The organism is Bacillus sp. ISO11 (assembly GCF_003458115.1).
GTDB lineage: Bacteria > Bacillota > Bacilli > Bacillales > Bacillaceae_G > Bacillus_A > Bacillus_A cereus.
The window spans coordinates 30,156-47,722 of sequence record NZ_QXCO01000031.1 but is presented as its reverse complement, the minus strand read 5'-3'; the positions used below and the strand labels follow the sequence as shown (position 1 = coordinate 47,722).

Below are 17,567 nucleotides of genomic sequence, written 5' to 3'. Positions count from 1 at the left end.
ATATTTATATTAACAGATAAACGCTAATAATCGCTAAAAATTCTAAAAAGACAAAAAATTATACATCCATTCCATTCATTTAAAATAATCGTAGAATTGGTAAGTTTTAAACAACTCACTTCCACATAAAAAAAGCATTCCAAATCTGTTGACAGTTGGAACGCTTTTTTATGTTATTTCATTTTTCAAGCTTTTAACTAAATCCATTAAACAAATAAGCTACGCTTTTTCTTTTTTATTCAGCAAGAGTTAACTGCCAAGATACACCATACTTATCATTTAACCAGCCAAACTTTTTACTAAACGGATAAGAACCTAAAGGCATAAGAATCGCTCCATCCTGCGCTAGTTTATGAAAGACCGTTTCAATTTCTTCTTCTGTCTCACAAGTTACATAAAGAGACATAGCTGGAGTGAATGTAAAATTATGATTTACATAACTATCAATACACATAAACTCTTGGCCATTTAGCGTAAAAGTTGCATGAATTACAGTTCCCTCTTTACCAGGTCCATTTTCATCGTAGCGAGAAATACTTACAATTTCTGATTGATCAAATAGTGACGTATAAAAATTCATTGCTTCCTCAGCTTTGCCCTCAAACATTAAAAACGTAGTAATTTTTTGATTTGCGTTACTCATATGGAGACAGCCCCTTGTTATGTATTTATGTAAAACATACGCCAACAAAACCAAACGTACGTTCCTTTTAATATATTGTCTATAAAAACGATGAGTTTGTCAATTATCTACTTTATTATTTCTTCTTAAATAATGCTGTCCAAAGAAATGATTCTCCAAACATTTCTTTCGGTTGTTTCATTTGTTTCATTCTTCTAATCTCAATTACCTCAAATTCTTTAAATATCTCTCTTAACTTTTCTTCCGAGTATGCAAGACCACCTTGTAGACTCCACCCTCTATATACGTCCCAATCTGTTATTTCCGATCCATTTCGCTCATCTAAATCACCTGCCGCAAAACATGTTAATCCGAAATAACCACCCGATTTTAATGAGTTTTTAATTAAATCCACATAATTTATTCTTCTATGCGGTGGAATGTGATGCAAACAGCCCGAATCGTATACAAAATCAAATTCGTTTTGAACCTCTAAATTAAAAATTGAATCACAAATAAAATGAATTGCTACCTCTTTTGCCAATGCCCTTTCTTTAGCCCAATTAATGCCTTCTACAGATAAATCCACTGCTGTTACATCAAATCCTTGAGTCGCTAAATAAATGGCATTTCTACCTGGACCACACCCAAGTTCTAATACTTTCCCTTTTGAAACTCTCTCTTTTTGTATATACGAAACTAGGTTCTCATCTGGGACATTTCCAAAAAACGGAACATCCTTTTCTCTATTCTCATAAAATTCATTCCAAAATGGTTCTGCAGGTCTTAATAATGAATCAAGCATTTTTAAAATGTCTTCTTGTGTGTGTAACGTTTCATTTTTCATTAATACCCCTCCACAAATTAATAGTCAGAAAATTATTATATATCTTTTTGAACTTTCAAACAAAGAAAAACTCCTACATTCAATAGGAGTTTTTTCTTTAAAATCCAAGTACATCTTGCCATTTTAGCAATTTCTCTTCCCGTACTTTCAAATAATCATGTTCATATTTCCCCATCCGTATTTCACTAACAATTTCTCAGTCTGCAAAAAAAGAACTCTTTCTGTTTTCGCTGCTACCTTTACAACATGAGTCACTTAAGAAGAATACTTTGCTGAAAAATAAAGTCGATTTCGTTAAGGTATATTTTTGCTAACGCCTCTTCTTTCATACATGATATTTCATACAATCATATTTTTCTAATAAAATAACGTTTTTGTTCACTTTTTTGATACATTTACGAAACATTCATGTATTATCTTCATTAAGTTCTTTTCTTTTTATAATGTCGTGTGAGATATACCAACAGAGGAAGCCCTAGATCCCCTAATCCTAGGGCTTTTTTATAAGAATTTTATACATTTTATTATTTCCACTAACTCTTTAAATTGTATATACATAATATAAAATTTTCATGTTGTTATATTTTTTGATGGCCTCTTATCTTTCCTTAAAAGGCTTTTTTTCAAATAACGCTTTTGTTTAATTTATATTTAAAAAGTTCCTTTTCATAAAGACTTCCCTTATATGCTATACTCATTCTTAAATAATTGTATAAGGAATGTTAAAAATGGATGATAGATCGTCAAGACAATGGAAATTGCGACAAAAGTTAAGAGCACTGAAAACCAAAAACAACAATGACACAAACCCTTTGTTTAGTGAATGCCTTGAATCCCTAGGAAACGAAACTCTCATTTTCTCCCAAGAAAAAAGCCAGCAGATTGCTACTATTTTAATGAATTCATTTCCTATAATTGTCTCGGGAAGAATAGATTGGGAACAGATAGATAATCAATTCATAGCTTCGAACAAAGAACAACTAATTTCCCTTATTAGAGCAAACCAACTAGATTTTGACGAACAGATTTTTATAATACGGGATAACTATGAAATCCCTGTAGTAAGTACAAATCTTGATAAAGTATTCCAATCACTAGTTGACGTTGATGCAGTCAGTTTTTATTACTGGCTATTAGACAAAGAATATAGATTCGTAATTGAAATAAATGATGAAGAATTGATTAGGATTGGGTTTCGCTAATACTCTAAGCATATGAAGCTAGTTCCCTTCATTTCTTAATATTTTCTTCGTCACCACCGCTATTATTATCATTATGAAACTAATAGCAAATATAGGTAAATAAATTTTCGTACTGAATCCTTCAAACATAAAACCATATACGACTTGCCCAATTGGTGCCATACATTGAGATACCGCTGTTATAAATGCCATCACTTTTCCTAGATTTTCATTTGGTGTTTTCTTTTGGACTACAGTAATCACATAAATGGATACAATTGTCATAATCATTGCGATTAGAAGAGAAGAAAGTATAAAGAGGATAAATGGTGGATAGTATCCTAAATTAAGAATAAACGGTGTAACTGATAGTGCCACTGGCATTACTAATAAAGCTATGATAAGCATCCAATTATATAATGTTTTCATCTGTAACTTTTTAGCAAAGAAACCGATTGACAATGCCCCTAATATGGTTGCAAAATCAATTAATCCCATTCCAATTCCATACATCGTATCGCTACTCTGCATAGTTACTCGTAACATAATAGGTCCTCCAACAACAAATAACGGTGTCAAAATTAAGTTTAGTAAAGCTGCAAGTAACATAGCCTTCAAAATAAAAGGTTGCTTTAAAACATAAAGAAAACCTTTTTTCATATCTTTTACAATTGTCGGTATGATATGGCTTTCTTGCGCTCTTTTTATAAAAGGTATTGTAATAAACATTTCTAAAATTGCAGATAAAAAGAAAGCAAGACAACTTGTTATTACGAGCATTTTCAAACCAATTATGCCATATAATATTCCTCCTAGTACAGGTGCAACTATATTAGATAATGCTTGCACACCATTTATGATACCGTTTGCTTGTTCTAACTTTTTCTCTGGAACTAATTGCGGAATACTTGCCATAACAACTGGTGAGTACATTGCACTAATGACTGCTAGTAAAAACATAATTGCTCCAATCAATAAAATAGATACCGATTCAGTTAATAACAAAACTATAAAACTTAATACAATAGCAGCGTTTATAAAATCCAAAATGACCATTACATTACGGCGGTTGAAACGATCTGCTATCGCTCCGCCAAGAGGAGCTAACAAAAAAGGGATACTCGTTATGGCATATAACCCTGCAAATATATCGGCACGTCCTGTTATATCTAGCACATATAAAGACAGTGCAAAACGTAATAGTGTTGAACCTAAAATAGTAATAATTTGACCACTTACCATTAAGTGAAAATCTTTCAAGGAAGATTGAATACTTGCTGGCATCTTCATCACATCCTTCATTTAGTCTAGACCGACTGCCGGTCTATAACACCCAAACAGAAAAAAGCTATTTCTGTTTCATTAAAACCTCGATCATATAATCAAAGGACCCTTCTTTCGCTCCAACAGATACTTCCATCATTTTAATATAAGCCTTAGCTCTTCTCATCATTTCTTCCGGTTTCCACTGGAATAAACCATCATCAAATATGACTTGTGCTGAAGAGAGTAATAATTCAATTGTTTCTTGTGGGTATGGAGTAGAAAATATGCCTTCTTCTATTCCTTGCTCTAAAACTTCCGTTAATACAGGAGATAAATGTATAATGGATTGCACTAAACTTTTCTGATGCATTTCTGCATTATTTGGTTGATGGAATTGTTCAATCATTTTTTCTTTGACATCTCCTGATTTTGGTGATTGTTCCATTAAAATTTTAAATAACTTATCTAAAACGGGGATATCGGGATTGGAGACAATCCTTTTCGCCTTAGTGACATCCTCTTTAATAATCCTCATAATGATTTCATCCATTACTTCCTCCTTCGACTTAAAATAATGATAAAACGTCCCCTTTGCTATACCAATTTCTTTTAAAATATCATTCACGGTTGTTTTCGTATAACCTTTCGTAAGAAACAAACGCTCAGCTGTTTCTAAAATTTCCTTTCTACGCTCCTCATACTCCTTTACAATTCGCATTCAAGTTCTCCTTCCCATCAGACCGACTGTCGGTCTATTAAAATTATATGTTTAGTTTGCAAAAAGTTTCCTATTATCGTACATATACAACACCATACATTCTATTTCCTTTATAGATTTTTATTTTTTAACGTCCGCTCAATTTGTTTAAAACGTATCTCATGTTTCTTATCGTCACCTTTCATTTTAGGAAAAGAACGATGCCTCCGTTCGATCTATGTACTTATCAATGGAGTATTTTGTTGAGTTCCAATATGTAATATTGCATATTTCGCACTTTTAATTTTTGTATATGTGATAATTTATTTATAAAAATATAAATTATTAATAAGGGTGATTTATATGAGCAAGTTCCGAAAGAAGATGATTAAATATTTGCAAACATTTTGGGGATGCTTAGCATTTGGTGTATTAATGTTTGCTATCTTCTTAATTACGGATTTAACAGATGCATCTTTAAATACATTAGGCTGGAGAGACTGGCTAGGTTCTGTAGCAGGCGCAACCATTTTATCTGTTGGGATGTTTACTTTAAATAAATTGAATTTAAAATAAATATTCGGTCAATACTGAATGTGGGCTGTATGCCAACATTCATTTAAAGTAGTCTTCTCTGTATCTCCTTGTATTGAGCAGTTAGCTTTTGCTAGCCGCTCTTTTATTTTGTTCCGGTTCTTGCCTCTTAAAGAACTCTTTATCTACTTTCCCCCAATAAGTACACATATCTATTCTCCATTGCTACAAAATGAAATCTTTATTTTGTTTTACGCGTCGCTTCTTCAATCAGCCAAGATACAATATTAAAATCATTAGCTTCACCCTTTAAAGATGTTCCGTTCCAAAAGCATTCTTTCATCACTTCAAGTAATTTTTCAACAGCTTCAATTCATCTCATATTCATTTTCCTTTTCTTCCAAATAACTATTTTGTTTTACTAATTAGCTGATTAATTTCACAAACACCTTTATCAAACATTCCACGTTTCTTCACCCCGTGAATATTTTCCAAATAAAAATACATACTATTTTCAAGCCGCCGTGTCCACGGCTAATACCTCTTTCTTTTGTTACAGCAAAAACAGGTAGGTTCTTCACTTATCTACTTTCTCTGTATATTTTTTAAGAAATCGAAAATAATACCAACAAGCTGTTTGAACTAGCAGCTTCACTCTTCTCGCAATGGGGATGCAAATTATCACAATTAGCTAACTCATTGAACTCACTGGCAGACAACCAAAATCGTTGTCTGCTTTTTGTATGAGATTTTTCGTTTTACATATACTACTTTTGAACCTGCAGACCAATACGAGCCATTTTGGTGCTTGGGATTTCCCTTCCGGGGATAAGTATCTTTTACTTATCCCTTTTTTGTATAGACACGTATATTTAGGGTAAAACTAATTACAAGCAGATTTTCTGTTTATGCGTAGTTCTAAACAAGATTACTTTTTCTCCTATTAAAGGACGGCAGGTACGACTGCTAGTCCTTTTTTCTTATTTCGCATATTATCACTACATTACCTTCATCGTCGTCGTAAGCAATTTCCCCATAAGGATGGCAGTGGTGCTTCTCGAGTTCCTCATCGATCAAAACTAACAAATTAGTTTTCCAGTTTCCAACGATCGTACACCAATACGAGTTTAATCCTTCATAAACTTCTCTTGTTCTATTTCAATAATTGCGGAATGTATAATGAAAATACTCGCTCGCTTCAATACCTTTTCTTTTAACCAAAGTGTTCTGCTGAATGATAGTAATACCCTTGCTCTAATGGTTTTGGACTATAAAATTTCCTTTATAAATTTCAAATACGGTGAATGAAATTTCTGTTTTTTCTTGCCATCATCCTTGTTGTATACAAACAAAAAAAGAGCCACAATATTTTGCGACTCTTTTACAATTATAACTATTTAACGACCACGTCTTTGCTGACCTTGCTTTGTACTACCTTTTTTATTACTTGGCTTATTAAATGATCGGTTATTTTCATTTCTCGAACTATTTCTTGAATCACTTCTTGAGCTATTTCTGGAATCACGTCTTGAATCACTTCTTGAACCTTCGCGGCTATCTCTTTGACGATTTTGACCTGATTTCTTCGGAGCCGGCTTTGGTACCGGTTTTCCATTTTCATCTACACGTTTTATCTTCGGTTGTTCGATTATTTCTCTTTGTATTGGTGCACCAAGCGTTTTTTCAATTTCTTCTAAATGTTTTTCATCTTTCGCTGCAACGAACGTAATTGCAAGACCTGATCCACCTGCACGTCCTGTTCGGCCAATGCGGTGAATGTAACTTTCTACATCTTCAGGGATATCATAGTTAAATACGTGCGTTACACCATCTACATCAAGGCCACGAGCTGCTACATCCGTTGCGATTAAGTACTGAATTTTAGCTTCGCGGAAACTCTTCATAACTCTTTCACGTTTCGCTTGAGGTATATCACCATGAAGTTCAGCACAATTATAACCTAGTCCTTTTAAATTATCATAAAGCTTACTTGCTCTAACCTTTGTACGACAGAAAATAACAGCTAAAAATGGCTGATCACGATCCATAACAAAACGAAGTGCATCTGGCTTTGCACGGTCTGTCGTCTCAATGACACGCTGCTCAATTGTATCAACCGTTACTTCTTCACTTTGTACTTGAATCATTTGCGGTTCATCCATATAACGCTTCGCCAATTTTTTAATATCTTTTGGCATCGTTGCTGAGAATAACATCGTTTGTTTACTACCTGGTGTCTCATCTAAAATATCTTCAATATCATATAAGAAACCAAAATAAAGCATTTGATCCGCTTCATCTAGTACAATCGTTGAAAGATTACTTAAATCAATTGTTTCACGTCGTATATGATCTAATAATCGTCCTGGTGTTGCAACAACAATATGTGTATTACCTTTTAATTTTCTCAATTGTTGTGCTACATCTTGCCCACCATAAATCGCTAGTACATTAATATCTTCTCTTTGAACAAGCATTTTTTTAATTTCAGTTGTAATTTGCAGGGCTAGTTCCCTTGTTGGTGCAACAATTAAAGCCTGAACATCACTAGACGCTGGATCGATTTTTTCTAAAATCGGTAACACGAATGCTAACGTTTTACCCGTTCCTGTTTTCGCCTGCCCAATAATATCTTTACCTGACATAATAACAGGAATTGCCTTCTCTTGAATTGGTGTTGCTTCTGTAATTCCATTTTCACGTAATGTATGATTAAAAGTTTCACTAATTCCTAATTCTAAAAAGTTTTTCAAATAGACCACTTCTTTTCCTTATTTTTCACATTAGCTTTCATTGTACCATTTGTTTCGCCAAATATGAAAAATAAAAAAATTCTTATCTTCTTTTTTTATATTCATCCTATACTAGATGAACAAAATCTTTTTGCTTTTTCTCAGATTTTATTAATGCTTCCATGTTAGTAGAAGACAAAATGAACTTCTTAATTTTGCTATTACATCAAATAACGAACCCATCTTCTCCCCCCTATACCCTTGCTCAAATTATATATATTCTTCTTTACATATATATTTCAATTTTACCGAAATATAATGTTACTGATTTGGTTGAAATCGCAAAATATATGAACTAAAAAACCGCTCTTTTCGATTTAGGAAAGACCGGTTTTCATTAATTTATACAGTAAGCTTTCCTCCATGATAGCAATAATACTCTGCTGCTTTAAAACTTTTAATCCTGTTTAAAGACTGTTTCGCTTTTTCTATATCCAAACAAAAATTCGGATTAGCTATTACTAACTCACGATTCTCTTGAACAGCCGCATCTCCCGTAATTACACAATCTAAATTCGGAAAATATAATGAAATATGCCCCGAAGTATGTCCTGGCGTCGCTACTATTTGACATTCATTATTCAAAATCATTTGACCATCATGCACTTTTTCATCGACGGAAATATGTTTTATATTTTTTAACTGTTGTATAAACCATTTACCAAATTCTTTTTCTTCATTTGGCATACGTTCTAACATTTCTTCAGCTTGAACTAACCTCTCTGATTTTATATCACCACTAATATAGTTAGATTCAATTTCACTAGCAATAACATTAATTTGAGGATATTTCACTTTAAAATCGTATACAGACCCTATATGATCATCATCATAATGAGTAATAATTATATTTTTTAAGTTTTTCATCTCATATCCATGTTTTAATATTGCATTTTCAATTAAAGGTAAAAAACTTGGATATCCTGTATCGACTAACGTTAATTCATTATGTACTATAATTAAACTTGGATAAACACATTGTTTTTGCCCGTTAAATTCGAATTCAATTGGCAGTTCTATTATTTTCATTTTTCTTCCCCCATACCGCTTATAAAATGCATAATAATAACTAAATCATCCACATACATCTTACATATATATACTATGTAACGGAACACTGTGAATCATTGTATAATCCACATTATATTATTTTAAACAGGTAATCCCCTATTTTTATGGAAATATATAATTAAGAAAAACAATAAAATTGATTAATCTCTCACTTCTTTGTCCATCCTTTTAAAAAATCTATGTTTTTGTAAAAGGAGCGTTCATATGGAGAAACAGACACTTTGGAAAAAGTTCAAAAAAAGCTCTGTAAACCTCGGTAAATCTAGCGTATATGAAAGTATTATTTTATTCTACACAATGAAAAAGAAAGAATTACCTACTAAGGCAAAATTCATAATATTAGCCGCTTTATCTTATTACGTATTAACAATCGATTTCATTCCAGATATAGCTGCTATTATTGGGATTGGCTTATTAGATGATGTTTTAGCAATCGCTGTAGCGCATAAATATGTGATGCGCCATGCAGATACCGACAGCCTATATAGACAAAAATATAACTACTATTCTTCAAATCTATATCGGATATCTACCGCCCCATTTTGGCTTATGTCTATTCGTGCAATTAATTTCTTAAAAACCGGATATAGATTTTCAGAATCCTCTAGCAACTTAAATGCATCTTTTACCTTCTGCTGCTCGACTATTAACGCTTTAACGTCATCCAATTTTAAAATTTCTAACTCTTTTTCTTTTATATTTTTCGCAAAGTTAGCATCTCGTTTGGTAAAAGTTGCTTTATCGATAGATCCACCATCTAAATACAAATCTAATAAACGCTCTCTTTTTATCTCTAATTCTTTCTTTTCTTTTCTTAATTTCTTCTGCTTTTCTTGATGTTTATCTTTATCATTCAATTTAAATACTTTTTCCAAATCTCTCTCTTTTTCCTTTAATTTTCGCAACACAAGAGAACGCAATCTTTCATACCTTAGTCCGGAGTGTTTGACGCAACCACGCCCACCAGTCAACTTATACGTGCCGCACGTTAAATAACCATAATTAAGCTCTTCACCTTCTTTGTTTTTGTATTTGTAAGTGTGTAGAACAAACGGTGAACCACAATGAATACAACGTGCTATTCCTCTTAATTCATTCGTTACTGCTACACGCCGCTTTATTTTTTTATTTATTTTGGGGTTATTTATTTTATCCCATAACGAACGTTCAATTATAGCCGGATGATGATTTTCAAATACTACCCACTTTTCTCTAGGCTCTTGAATCCGCTTTTTTCTTCCGTCTACTTTTACCTCTGTAGACCTCCCCATTACATAATCACCTTTATACATAGGATTCGTAATTATTAGCTTCACAGCCGAATAAGTCCACAATTTCCCAGATCTCTTATACTTACCAACATCATTTAGTGCATTAGAAATTCTCAAATAGCCTAATCCATTGTCATATAATTCATACATTTCCCGAACAATTTCAGCTTCTTCCTGATTAATCACATATTTCTTATCTACAATTTTATAACCATACGGAACTGTCCCACCAGTGTACTCTCCCCTTCTTACCTTAGCCGCTAGCGCTGCTGATATAGAAACGGATAATGTCTTAGGTAATTGGGATGCAAACATTGCATACATCTCAAACTTCAAATCATTTTTCCCTTCATAATAACTGTCATAACCTTCTTCAATCGTCACCAGTCGGACACCATGCCCTAACAGTATCTCCTTGATTTCTAATGCGTCCCTCAAATCTCTTCCCAGTCGATGAATAGATTTAAAAACAACAGTATCTAATTCTTTTTTACGAGCTTTCCCCAAGATCAACTGCATCGCACGTCTTTCTAGCCATGCTGTTCCAGAAACAGCTTCATCTTTATAAATTGAATTTTCATCCCACTCGAATCCATTTTTTTCAATCCAGTATCTACAGATTTCAATCTGATTTTGAATCGACGAAACTTGCTCATCTTTATCAGTGGATACACGTACATATACAGCATATTTCAACTAATATCCCCCTCCCACATCCATCATGATTATGACACCATTATATAACTCCTGGAGTCATATGGCAATCTATTACCAAAATAAAAAGACGACTTTCTACAGTCGTCAAAATAAAAATATATAAATCTCAAAAATTTAGGAGGGGGTAAACAATACACAACAACATCTAATAAAAACAAAAAAGAAAAAGAACCCCCTCTATAAAAAATATACCTTATATATATATAATATAAATATATAACTTATAAATATATATTATATATAGAGTATATTATTAGTAATAATATATAAGTATTGTTACTGTTAGTGTTCTAAGGGGTTAAGACTGTAACATACTCTACATTCTAAAGTCCGTATATATCAAATTGTTCCCATGGTCCCACTGCGTTTCTATCGGCGATTAATTGATTATTTTTTTTATGATCAGCACTAACATACTTACCGTTCGATGAAATTATTACAAATTTCCGCCTCCCCCCGATATTAACAGGTTGAAAAGTGAACTGTTCCTGCGGTCCAATCCATATTCTATTAGCCACTAGGCCCCCACCACTACCATAATCAGCTGATACAAAATTATTATTTGCAGCCCTTAATGCATATTTATTTCCTGACTCCCAAGTAATTGGAATTAGCGTAAAGCTTTCCCATGATCCTACAGCATCTCTATTTGTAAAAAGCCAACCACCTTCAGCATTAGCATATTTTCCTGCATCATCTCTAATTGATATCACTTTAAATTGTCGGTATACATGTTCATACTCAAGTCTATCTTGTGGGGATTGGTTGTAAGTATTTAAACTGTTATACATAGTACACCCTCCTTTTTCTTAGATACTCATTCTATGAAAAGGCGCATGTACTATGTTATAAAGATATGCTTCTGCCTATAAAAATATAAAGTCTTGTATCAGTCTTTAAATTCCTGAAACCACATAAACTTTTGCATAGATATCATATTTAGCTGCAAGCTGCTCCAGCTTTTTTTGTCTGTATTCTGTCATAGTAAAGAAATGAATGAGTGGTACTTTTCCGTTATATTTATTTTTGTAGTATAGTGAAAACTCCCTATACCTGCTCATTTTTTCAGCGTTCACATTCATCATTTGCGTACGATCTATTTCTACAGCATTTAGTGTACCTTCTTCATCTCGAAACTTCACATCAGGAATAATTGTCTTCTTTTTATCATCTACTTTATAACGTATAGGTGTTTCTATCTGCCAGTCGTCGGGACAAAACAGATAGAGCCACGCTTCATTTCTCATTAAGCTGTGTGCTAGTCGACTATTTGGTACAATCTTCTCAGTATCGTCGAACAGTTCACGGCCCTTTTTATTTAAATAATACACGTACTCTTTTTGGTACACTGTGTTATTTACATAAGGACTGAGGTCTTTTAAAATACGATTCGCGTTACGAATCCCTCCCATATCGTGCACCGCCATTAGATGCCTACGTGTTGCGAATTTCAGCTTTCTAATCGAGGTCAGAATCGTCATCTGACGGTTTATTTTGATATGTGTCTGGATGTTCATCTTTTTTCACCTCGTATTGTTTTAGATGTTCCCACATCATTTCATCGCTAATAAACGGTACCTGCAGCTCAGTTAGTCGATCAGTTTTATAAATAGCTCTACCAGGTAAGGACGGCAATGTTTCTAGTCCCGATTCATCAAGAACAACCTCAGATGCCTTATATGTTGGTAGCCGAAAACCTAACTTCGCATCAGACATCTGCTTTACTACTGATGGAATTGATGTGACTGTAGGATACTGTGTAGCTAAAATCAAACGAAATCCTAAGCCGCCCGATACAGTCGCTATATAACTAAGCATGTACTGACACTCTTCTCGGATCTTATTAACATGACGTGGTAATCCTTTGGCCGGAGCAAGCACGGCACCTTCGTCAACAATAACGAAATACCGATCTTTTTCTTTTGTTTCAACAATATTTTTGTAACCATTTTCCTTCATGAATTTTCCACGCTCTTCGATTTTTTTCATTATTTGTTTTAGTACATGATGTGCTTTTTCTACAGAGTCAGCCACTTCCACCACCTGCTTTAAGCCGCTAAACTCACTAAATTCTAATCCCTTTTCCTTTAAATCAATTAAATATACGTGAGCATTTTCAGGGTTTGCCTCAATCAAAGTAGTAAGTAGTACTTTCATAAATACTGTTTTCCCCATTCGTGTAAGACCACCTAGTACCATATGAGGAGTTTTATCAAAGTCATGATAAATTAACTTCTCGAGGCTTTGCCCCATCGGTACTTGCCATTCACCTTTTTTTACTAGCCCTTCATTCCAACACCACTTTTTGGGGATACGTTTACTGAATACCCGAATCATTATCTTGTAGTTATCGTATTTGATACGTACAGGCTTATTTAATCCTTCACTTACAACATCCTCAACCTTTTGTATTAATTTAGATGGCATCCCTAACGGAAGTTTATATACATAAGTCGTACTACGATCATCTTCTTTTCTTTCGAGAAAAACCGGATAATGTAATTTTTCATCCTTCCTAATTGCAATCCCACTTACTTCAAAGAATACTTGTATCTTCTTTCTATCATCCTCTTTACCTTTTAAACTATCATTTAGCAAAGCGTACCCAAGCGAAACTGCAGGTATTAATAACAATTCAAGCATAGGGGTTCACTCCTTATATATCCTTAAAGGATATAGTTGCTCTTAACTGGAAGATTTACATACAAGTTGTTTTTCTTATATAACAAAGTGTCCCATGATTCTAGGTTCCATTCCTTCAAAGAAACACCATTAGCACATAACGTAGAAGATACAAAAACGAGCCGGTAAGAGTTGTATACATCGTCATACGTGGAAGCCACTGTGGTACACTCATCCCCATTTTCTCAGCTGCCTTCATCGCCACTACAGACAATCCTGTCGCTGTCCAAATTACTACAACTTCCCCAGCAAGTGTCATATCGAATCCCTCTTTCTTTTTAGTTGTAATCCTTTTGACGTGAGAATCGGTTGATATTGATTAACCATTTCATCCCATTCAAGAATTTCTTCCTCTTCCCCGTATAGATCTTCCATAATATCGTTAGATAAGCTGTAGTAACCGCGGTACTCTTTGTTGTTAGATACCTCGTGTCTTTCCATATGTTTTAGAATAGAGTTTACTTCACCTTTACCCCTGGACTCTTTATACATGCTTCTCAGTTCTTTAGAAGGATACAGATACGGCGTGTCATTCAAGTAATCATATTGCCACCTCATCGCTCATCCCTCCACTGTTTACATTTCTCTAAGTATGCATCAATCCTATTTTGAATCCCTATTTCGTTATACGGACCGTAAGGCTCTTCTCCCCCTAATAAGTCAACAATATCGATGTAGTTAGGATGTTGTAGCATATCGTGTTTTGCAATGTGATCGTACACACAACGTACTTCATTTTTGTCGTCCGCTTCTGTGTACATGTTGTAAAGAGTTTGGGATGGATACAGCTGCATACGGTTTAAATACTTATACCCAGGTCTCATCGTTCCTCACCTTTCCCCTCTTGATGTCCTTAGTTCGACTTGGTATTCCTCGTGGTCTTGATATAGGTATATGACCTGGAGAATTATTTTTGCACGTCCACACCAATTTTTTTCTTTCTAGCTTGTACTTTTTATAAAGGAATTTATTTCTGTATATAGAAAGTAAATTCTTGAGGTGAGCGTATATGAAGTTTAAATGTAGACTCAAGGTAATCTTTGCAGAGCTTGATATTAAACAGAGTGATTTTGCAAAACGTATCGGAGTTGACGACTCTACCCTTAGTGCAATTGTTCGTAATCGTACTAAACCTAGATTCGATACAGCCTATTTAATCTGTAAGGAACTCGGTAAGCCAATCGAAGAGATCTGGACCATCGAGGAGTAATTCCTCCCCCCTCCAGCCTTAATAAGTTTTTATCTTTATCTTTATTTTTCTTTTTACACTTGACTTTTGTGTTCGGCATACAATCATGGGATGAGGGTACAGGACAACGGCTAGGGCAGAGAATGACTACCTTACAACGCTTCAAAAATAAAAAGCGTCGTAAAGTAGACGTTCTGTCAATCATGGTCTATCGGGTTAAGGAATCCGTATAGTAACACCCTGTTTAAACGCTGTAATTTCTTACACAGCTGACTTTTTACAGATAAAGCTTGTCCTATCTGCAGAAAGAATCAGGAAAGGAAATGCACTACTGGCGTATCCTTCATTACTCGCAACCTATAATTCTTTCATTATCAGCTGCTACCCGTGCCGTAGCACGCCAAGCAACCGCCGTACCGTTAATGGCCGTACTCGCCTAGACTCCTAACAACGCAAACAAGGAAACGTTATTCGTTAGGACGCTTAACTTTCTGACGTTGGCTTAGCTAACCTGTTCAAGTTTAACGAGTGTTAGGTCATTCCTCTTGTGGATCCTCCTCTTAGTTACCTAAAAAAGACAATAAGAAACTAGACCTCGTGCATATCTGTTTTTTCGAATAAGGATAGTCACGAGGATGGAGGTTGTCCGATATTTAGTTAAAGAAAGAGCTTATAGCACATGAGCTATAAGCATATTGATAAGGAATAAAACCGAAGCTACAGTATAAAAACCATAAAACCAAATACAATCAGATTTTGTTTCTAAACCGAAGTAATCGCTTATTCTTTGCATCTATACTGTTCCACCTTTCATATTTACACAAAAGTATGACTCCACAAGTAAAACTTTGTTAGTATCAATATATAACTCTAGGAGTCATACGTCAATAGTATCCCTAAAAAAGTTTTACTTTGATATGTAAATTGTGTAAAATGTAAAGTAATAAATGATCGGAATGAACGGAGGTATTACCATGAGTTCTATGGTATTCACTTTAGGAGAAACGATGGAGGAAATCGGGATTACCAAAAACAAGTTAGCAGTGGAATCAAAAGTTCGTCCAGCCACTATTAGTAATCTAGTTAATGGTGAGGTTGGTCTTGTACGTTTTGACACATTAAAGTCAATCCTGGACGCTTTAAACCAATTAGCTGAAGAAAACGGTGTTGATAAAACCTACCGTATTGAGGACGTTGTACAGTACATAAAATAAATGTACTGTTTTTATTTGTAAATACATTTCAGAATACTCTGATATACTTATTTGAAAGTAATAAAGGAGGAGAAATATGGAGACAAAAACAACAGCAGACGGTAATACGTTTATCATTGAAGTGGATCAAAAAAAGAGTTCTGGAAAAGAAAAATTCGGCCGTAAAACTTCATTGGTTTTCGGCATTTTTGGTATCATTTTTTCTGTTTTTTTAGGTATCACAATAGTCGGGTTATTTTTCGTTGTTCCACTGTTTCTTTTTTCATTAGGCTTTATTTATGCAGCATTTGAAAAGCAAGAAATCCAGTGCCCTAACTGTAATCACAAACAAAGAATTACAAAAGGAAATGGTTATTTTGATTGTGGAAGTTGCAAGAAACGTACTTTAGTAGAGTGGAAGTAGCATAACGAAAAAGAATCGGCGTTTAAGGACCGATTCTTTTTCGTTATGTATATCTATTTTAACCATTCTTTTACATTGTCCCAAAAAGGAAATAACAAAATAATTCCTACAATGAGCGATACAATCGCACTAGAAATCCAAGGATGCCTCTCATAGAATTTTTTATTACCGCCTCCACCTGATGTATTATGTTGATGTCCAATTGAAGAGTTTTTTATTTTATTGTTATCACCGATTTTTATGCTCATTTTTCTCCTCCAAAAAAAGACCAGAATTTAGACCTCTTAATTTTATTGTTATTCCCCATTTTTATTGATCCGTCAAAAATAATGTTTTCTATATTGAAAATAACCTTTTCTTTTTTATGCTTATCCTCTTCCACTTGAGACTTTATATCTAATTCATCTAAATTTTCATATTGTTTTTCTAGTTCCATAATTACATCTACTAATTTAGATTTCACATTAGATATTACTTTACTAATGAAATTAGAAGGACATTTTATCTTCATTGCTAATATCTGTAGTTCCTGTGTTGAAATTCCATGACACAATTCAGTTGGTACAACTAAACAATAATCTTCTTTATTTTCCCCAGATAATATTTCCTCAAGTGTCTTAATAGTATCTAATATGGGTATTCTCACTAAATCCTTTATCATATCCGGTTCTAACACTTGACCTAAAGGCACCTGCGAGTCAGTGTATTCAAAACTTCCATTTACAATAAATTTTCCCATTGGAATCCCCGTAACCACCCGATAATCAGGTAATTTATCATCTAATTTATATCCTGTAAGCTCCCCCTCTATCCAACTCATTATCAATTCGTTATCAAGATTAGATAATATAACTTTCAACCTTAAAAGAATATTTTCAAAACTACTTTGTTCACTTACCGTGTCTTTCAGCAATTGACTTTTTGCCATGATGTCACTCCATTTCTAATAATTTACTTTTAAGTCTAATAGATTTAAATTTCACATGCAATATGTTAGATGTGGAAAAGTCAACATTCATAGCATTTGAATTGCAATAATCCTACGCTTCAAAAAGAACATTCGTTCGTATATAATAGATAT

At 33.8% G+C, this 17,567-nt stretch carries 21 protein-coding genes and 2 pseudogenes; 6 read left to right on the top strand and 17 right to left on the bottom strand.

Features of this window, described 5'->3' with window-relative positions:
- Positions 1-235: 235 nt before the first annotated feature.
- From D1166_RS24920 to D1166_RS24910, 3 genes and pseudogenes are all read right to left on the bottom strand, one after another.
- A complete protein-coding gene (locus tag D1166_RS24920; protein ID WP_000063589.1) occupies positions 236-643 on the bottom strand; it encodes a VOC family protein in 408 nt (135 codons plus the stop codon).
- Positions 644-758: 115 nt separating this feature from the next.
- The gene (locus D1166_RS24915; protein ID WP_000787498.1) at positions 759-1,469 is read right to left on the bottom strand and encodes a class I SAM-dependent methyltransferase; all 711 of its coding nucleotides are present in this window, start codon (positions 1,467-1,469) and stop codon (positions 759-761) included.
- A gap of 97 nt (positions 1,470-1,566) precedes the next feature.
- Positions 1,567-1,724, bottom strand: a pseudogene (locus tag D1166_RS24910) (ABC transporter ATP-binding protein); the annotation flags it as partial.
- 473 nt (positions 1,725-2,197) lie between these two features.
- On the opposite strand from D1166_RS24910, the gene D1166_RS24905 reads away from it, so the two are divergent.
- Positions 2,198-2,671, top strand: a complete 474-nt coding sequence (locus D1166_RS24905; protein ID WP_000342727.1) for a CDI toxin immunity protein — start codon at positions 2,198-2,200, stop codon at positions 2,669-2,671.
- An 18-nt stretch (positions 2,672-2,689) separates the two neighbouring features.
- Here the strand turns inward: D1166_RS24905 and D1166_RS24900 are convergent, their stop codons facing one another.
- The gene (locus D1166_RS24900; protein WP_001111715.1) at positions 2,690-3,934 is read right to left on the bottom strand and encodes an MFS transporter; all 1,245 of its coding nucleotides are present in this window, start codon (positions 3,932-3,934) and stop codon (positions 2,690-2,692) included.
- Between the two features lie 64 nt (positions 3,935-3,998).
- Entirely contained in the window at positions 3,999-4,634 is a 636-nt protein-coding gene (locus tag D1166_RS24895; RefSeq protein ID WP_001223580.1) for a TetR/AcrR family transcriptional regulator, read from the bottom strand.
- A gap of 342 nt (positions 4,635-4,976) precedes the next feature.
- On the opposite strand from D1166_RS24895, the gene D1166_RS24890 reads away from it, so the two are divergent.
- On the top strand, positions 4,977-5,189 hold the full coding sequence (locus D1166_RS24890) for a hypothetical protein (protein WP_000033159.1): 213 nt from the start codon (positions 4,977-4,979) through the stop codon (positions 5,187-5,189).
- 1,355 nt (positions 5,190-6,544) lie between these two features.
- Here the strand turns inward: D1166_RS24890 and D1166_RS24880 are convergent.
- Both D1166_RS24880 and D1166_RS24875 read right to left on the bottom strand, forming a co-directional pair.
- The gene (locus D1166_RS24880) at positions 6,545-7,909 is read right to left on the bottom strand and encodes a DEAD/DEAH box helicase (RefSeq protein ID WP_098283796.1); all 1,365 of its coding nucleotides are present in this window, start codon (positions 7,907-7,909) and stop codon (positions 6,545-6,547) included.
- 372 nt (positions 7,910-8,281) lie between these two features.
- Positions 8,282-8,968, bottom strand: a complete 687-nt coding sequence (locus D1166_RS24875; RefSeq protein WP_000691169.1) for an MBL fold metallo-hydrolase — start codon at positions 8,966-8,968, stop codon at positions 8,282-8,284.
- A 246-nt stretch (positions 8,969-9,214) separates the two neighbouring features.
- Between D1166_RS24875 and D1166_RS24870 the strand changes: the two are divergent.
- A pseudogene (locus D1166_RS24870) lies at positions 9,215-9,547 on the top strand (YkvA family protein); the annotation flags it as partial.
- On the opposite strand, the gene D1166_RS24865 reads toward D1166_RS24870, so the two are convergent.
- The 7 genes from D1166_RS24865 to D1166_RS24835 all read right to left on the bottom strand — a co-directional run bounded on the left by D1166_RS24865 (position 9,514) and on the right by D1166_RS24835 (position 14,504).
- Positions 9,514-10,977 carry a recombinase family protein gene (locus D1166_RS24865; RefSeq protein ID WP_044797544.1) on the bottom strand — a complete coding sequence of 488 codons (1,464 nt, stop codon included), beginning with the start codon at positions 10,975-10,977 and terminating at the stop codon, positions 9,514-9,516. The pseudogene D1166_RS24870 and the gene D1166_RS24865 sit on opposite strands and share 34 nt — an antisense overlap.
- A 344-nt stretch (positions 10,978-11,321) precedes the next feature.
- A complete protein-coding gene (locus D1166_RS24860) occupies positions 11,322-11,711 on the bottom strand; it encodes a fascin domain-containing protein (RefSeq protein ID WP_165851674.1) in 390 nt (129 codons plus the stop codon).
- Between the two features lie 183 nt (positions 11,712-11,894).
- Positions 11,895-12,515, bottom strand: coding sequence for a replication-relaxation family protein (locus tag D1166_RS24855; protein ID WP_118043472.1), 621 nt, complete (start codon positions 12,513-12,515; stop codon positions 11,895-11,897).
- Positions 12,457-13,641, bottom strand: a complete 1,185-nt coding sequence (locus tag D1166_RS24850) for an FtsK/SpoIIIE domain-containing protein (protein ID WP_098348450.1) — start codon at positions 13,639-13,641, stop codon at positions 12,457-12,459. Before D1166_RS24850 ends, D1166_RS24855 begins: the two co-directional genes overlap by 59 nt.
- A gap of 115 nt (positions 13,642-13,756) precedes the next feature.
- On the bottom strand, positions 13,757-13,939 hold the full coding sequence (locus tag D1166_RS24845) for a hypothetical protein (RefSeq protein ID WP_042597843.1): 183 nt from the start codon (positions 13,937-13,939) through the stop codon (positions 13,757-13,759).
- Positions 13,936-14,238, bottom strand: coding sequence for a hypothetical protein (locus D1166_RS24840; protein ID WP_001267618.1), 303 nt, complete (start codon positions 14,236-14,238; stop codon positions 13,936-13,938). Before D1166_RS24840 ends, D1166_RS24845 begins: the two co-directional genes overlap by 4 nt.
- Entirely contained in the window at positions 14,235-14,504 is a 270-nt protein-coding gene (locus D1166_RS24835) for a hypothetical protein (protein WP_118043471.1), read from the bottom strand. Before D1166_RS24835 ends, D1166_RS24840 begins: the two co-directional genes overlap by 4 nt.
- A 185-nt stretch (positions 14,505-14,689) precedes the next feature.
- On the opposite strand from D1166_RS24835, the gene D1166_RS24830 reads away from it, so the two are divergent.
- Entirely contained in the window at positions 14,690-14,890 is a 201-nt protein-coding gene (locus D1166_RS24830) for a helix-turn-helix transcriptional regulator (protein WP_000669091.1), read from the top strand.
- 649 nt (positions 14,891-15,539) lie between these two features.
- Here D1166_RS24830 and D1166_RS24825 read toward each other — a convergent pair.
- Positions 15,540-15,662: a DUF3961 domain-containing protein gene (locus D1166_RS24825; protein ID WP_118043470.1), complete on the bottom strand. Its 123-nt coding sequence runs from the start codon at positions 15,660-15,662 to the stop codon at positions 15,540-15,542.
- Between the two features lie 181 nt (positions 15,663-15,843).
- Between D1166_RS24825 and D1166_RS24820 the strand changes: the two genes are divergently transcribed.
- On the top strand, positions 15,844-16,083 hold the full coding sequence (locus tag D1166_RS24820; RefSeq protein WP_000097410.1) for a helix-turn-helix domain-containing protein: 240 nt from the start codon (positions 15,844-15,846) through the stop codon (positions 16,081-16,083).
- 76 nt (positions 16,084-16,159) lie between these two features.
- Positions 16,160-16,486, top strand: a complete 327-nt coding sequence (locus tag D1166_RS24815; protein WP_118043469.1) for a hypothetical protein — start codon at positions 16,160-16,162, stop codon at positions 16,484-16,486.
- Positions 16,487-16,539: 53 nt separating this feature from the next.
- On the opposite strand, the gene D1166_RS24810 is transcribed toward D1166_RS24815, so the two are convergent.
- Both D1166_RS24810 and D1166_RS24805 read right to left on the bottom strand, forming a co-directional pair.
- A complete protein-coding gene (locus D1166_RS24810; protein ID WP_098297721.1) occupies positions 16,540-16,734 on the bottom strand; it encodes a hypothetical protein in 195 nt (64 codons plus the stop codon).
- Positions 16,731-17,414 carry an AbiTii domain-containing protein gene (locus D1166_RS24805; RefSeq protein WP_098297720.1) on the bottom strand — a complete coding sequence of 228 codons (684 nt, stop codon included), beginning with the start codon at positions 17,412-17,414 and terminating at the stop codon, positions 16,731-16,733. Before D1166_RS24805 ends, D1166_RS24810 begins: the two co-directional genes overlap by 4 nt.
- Between the last annotated feature and the right edge of the window lie 153 nt (positions 17,415-17,567).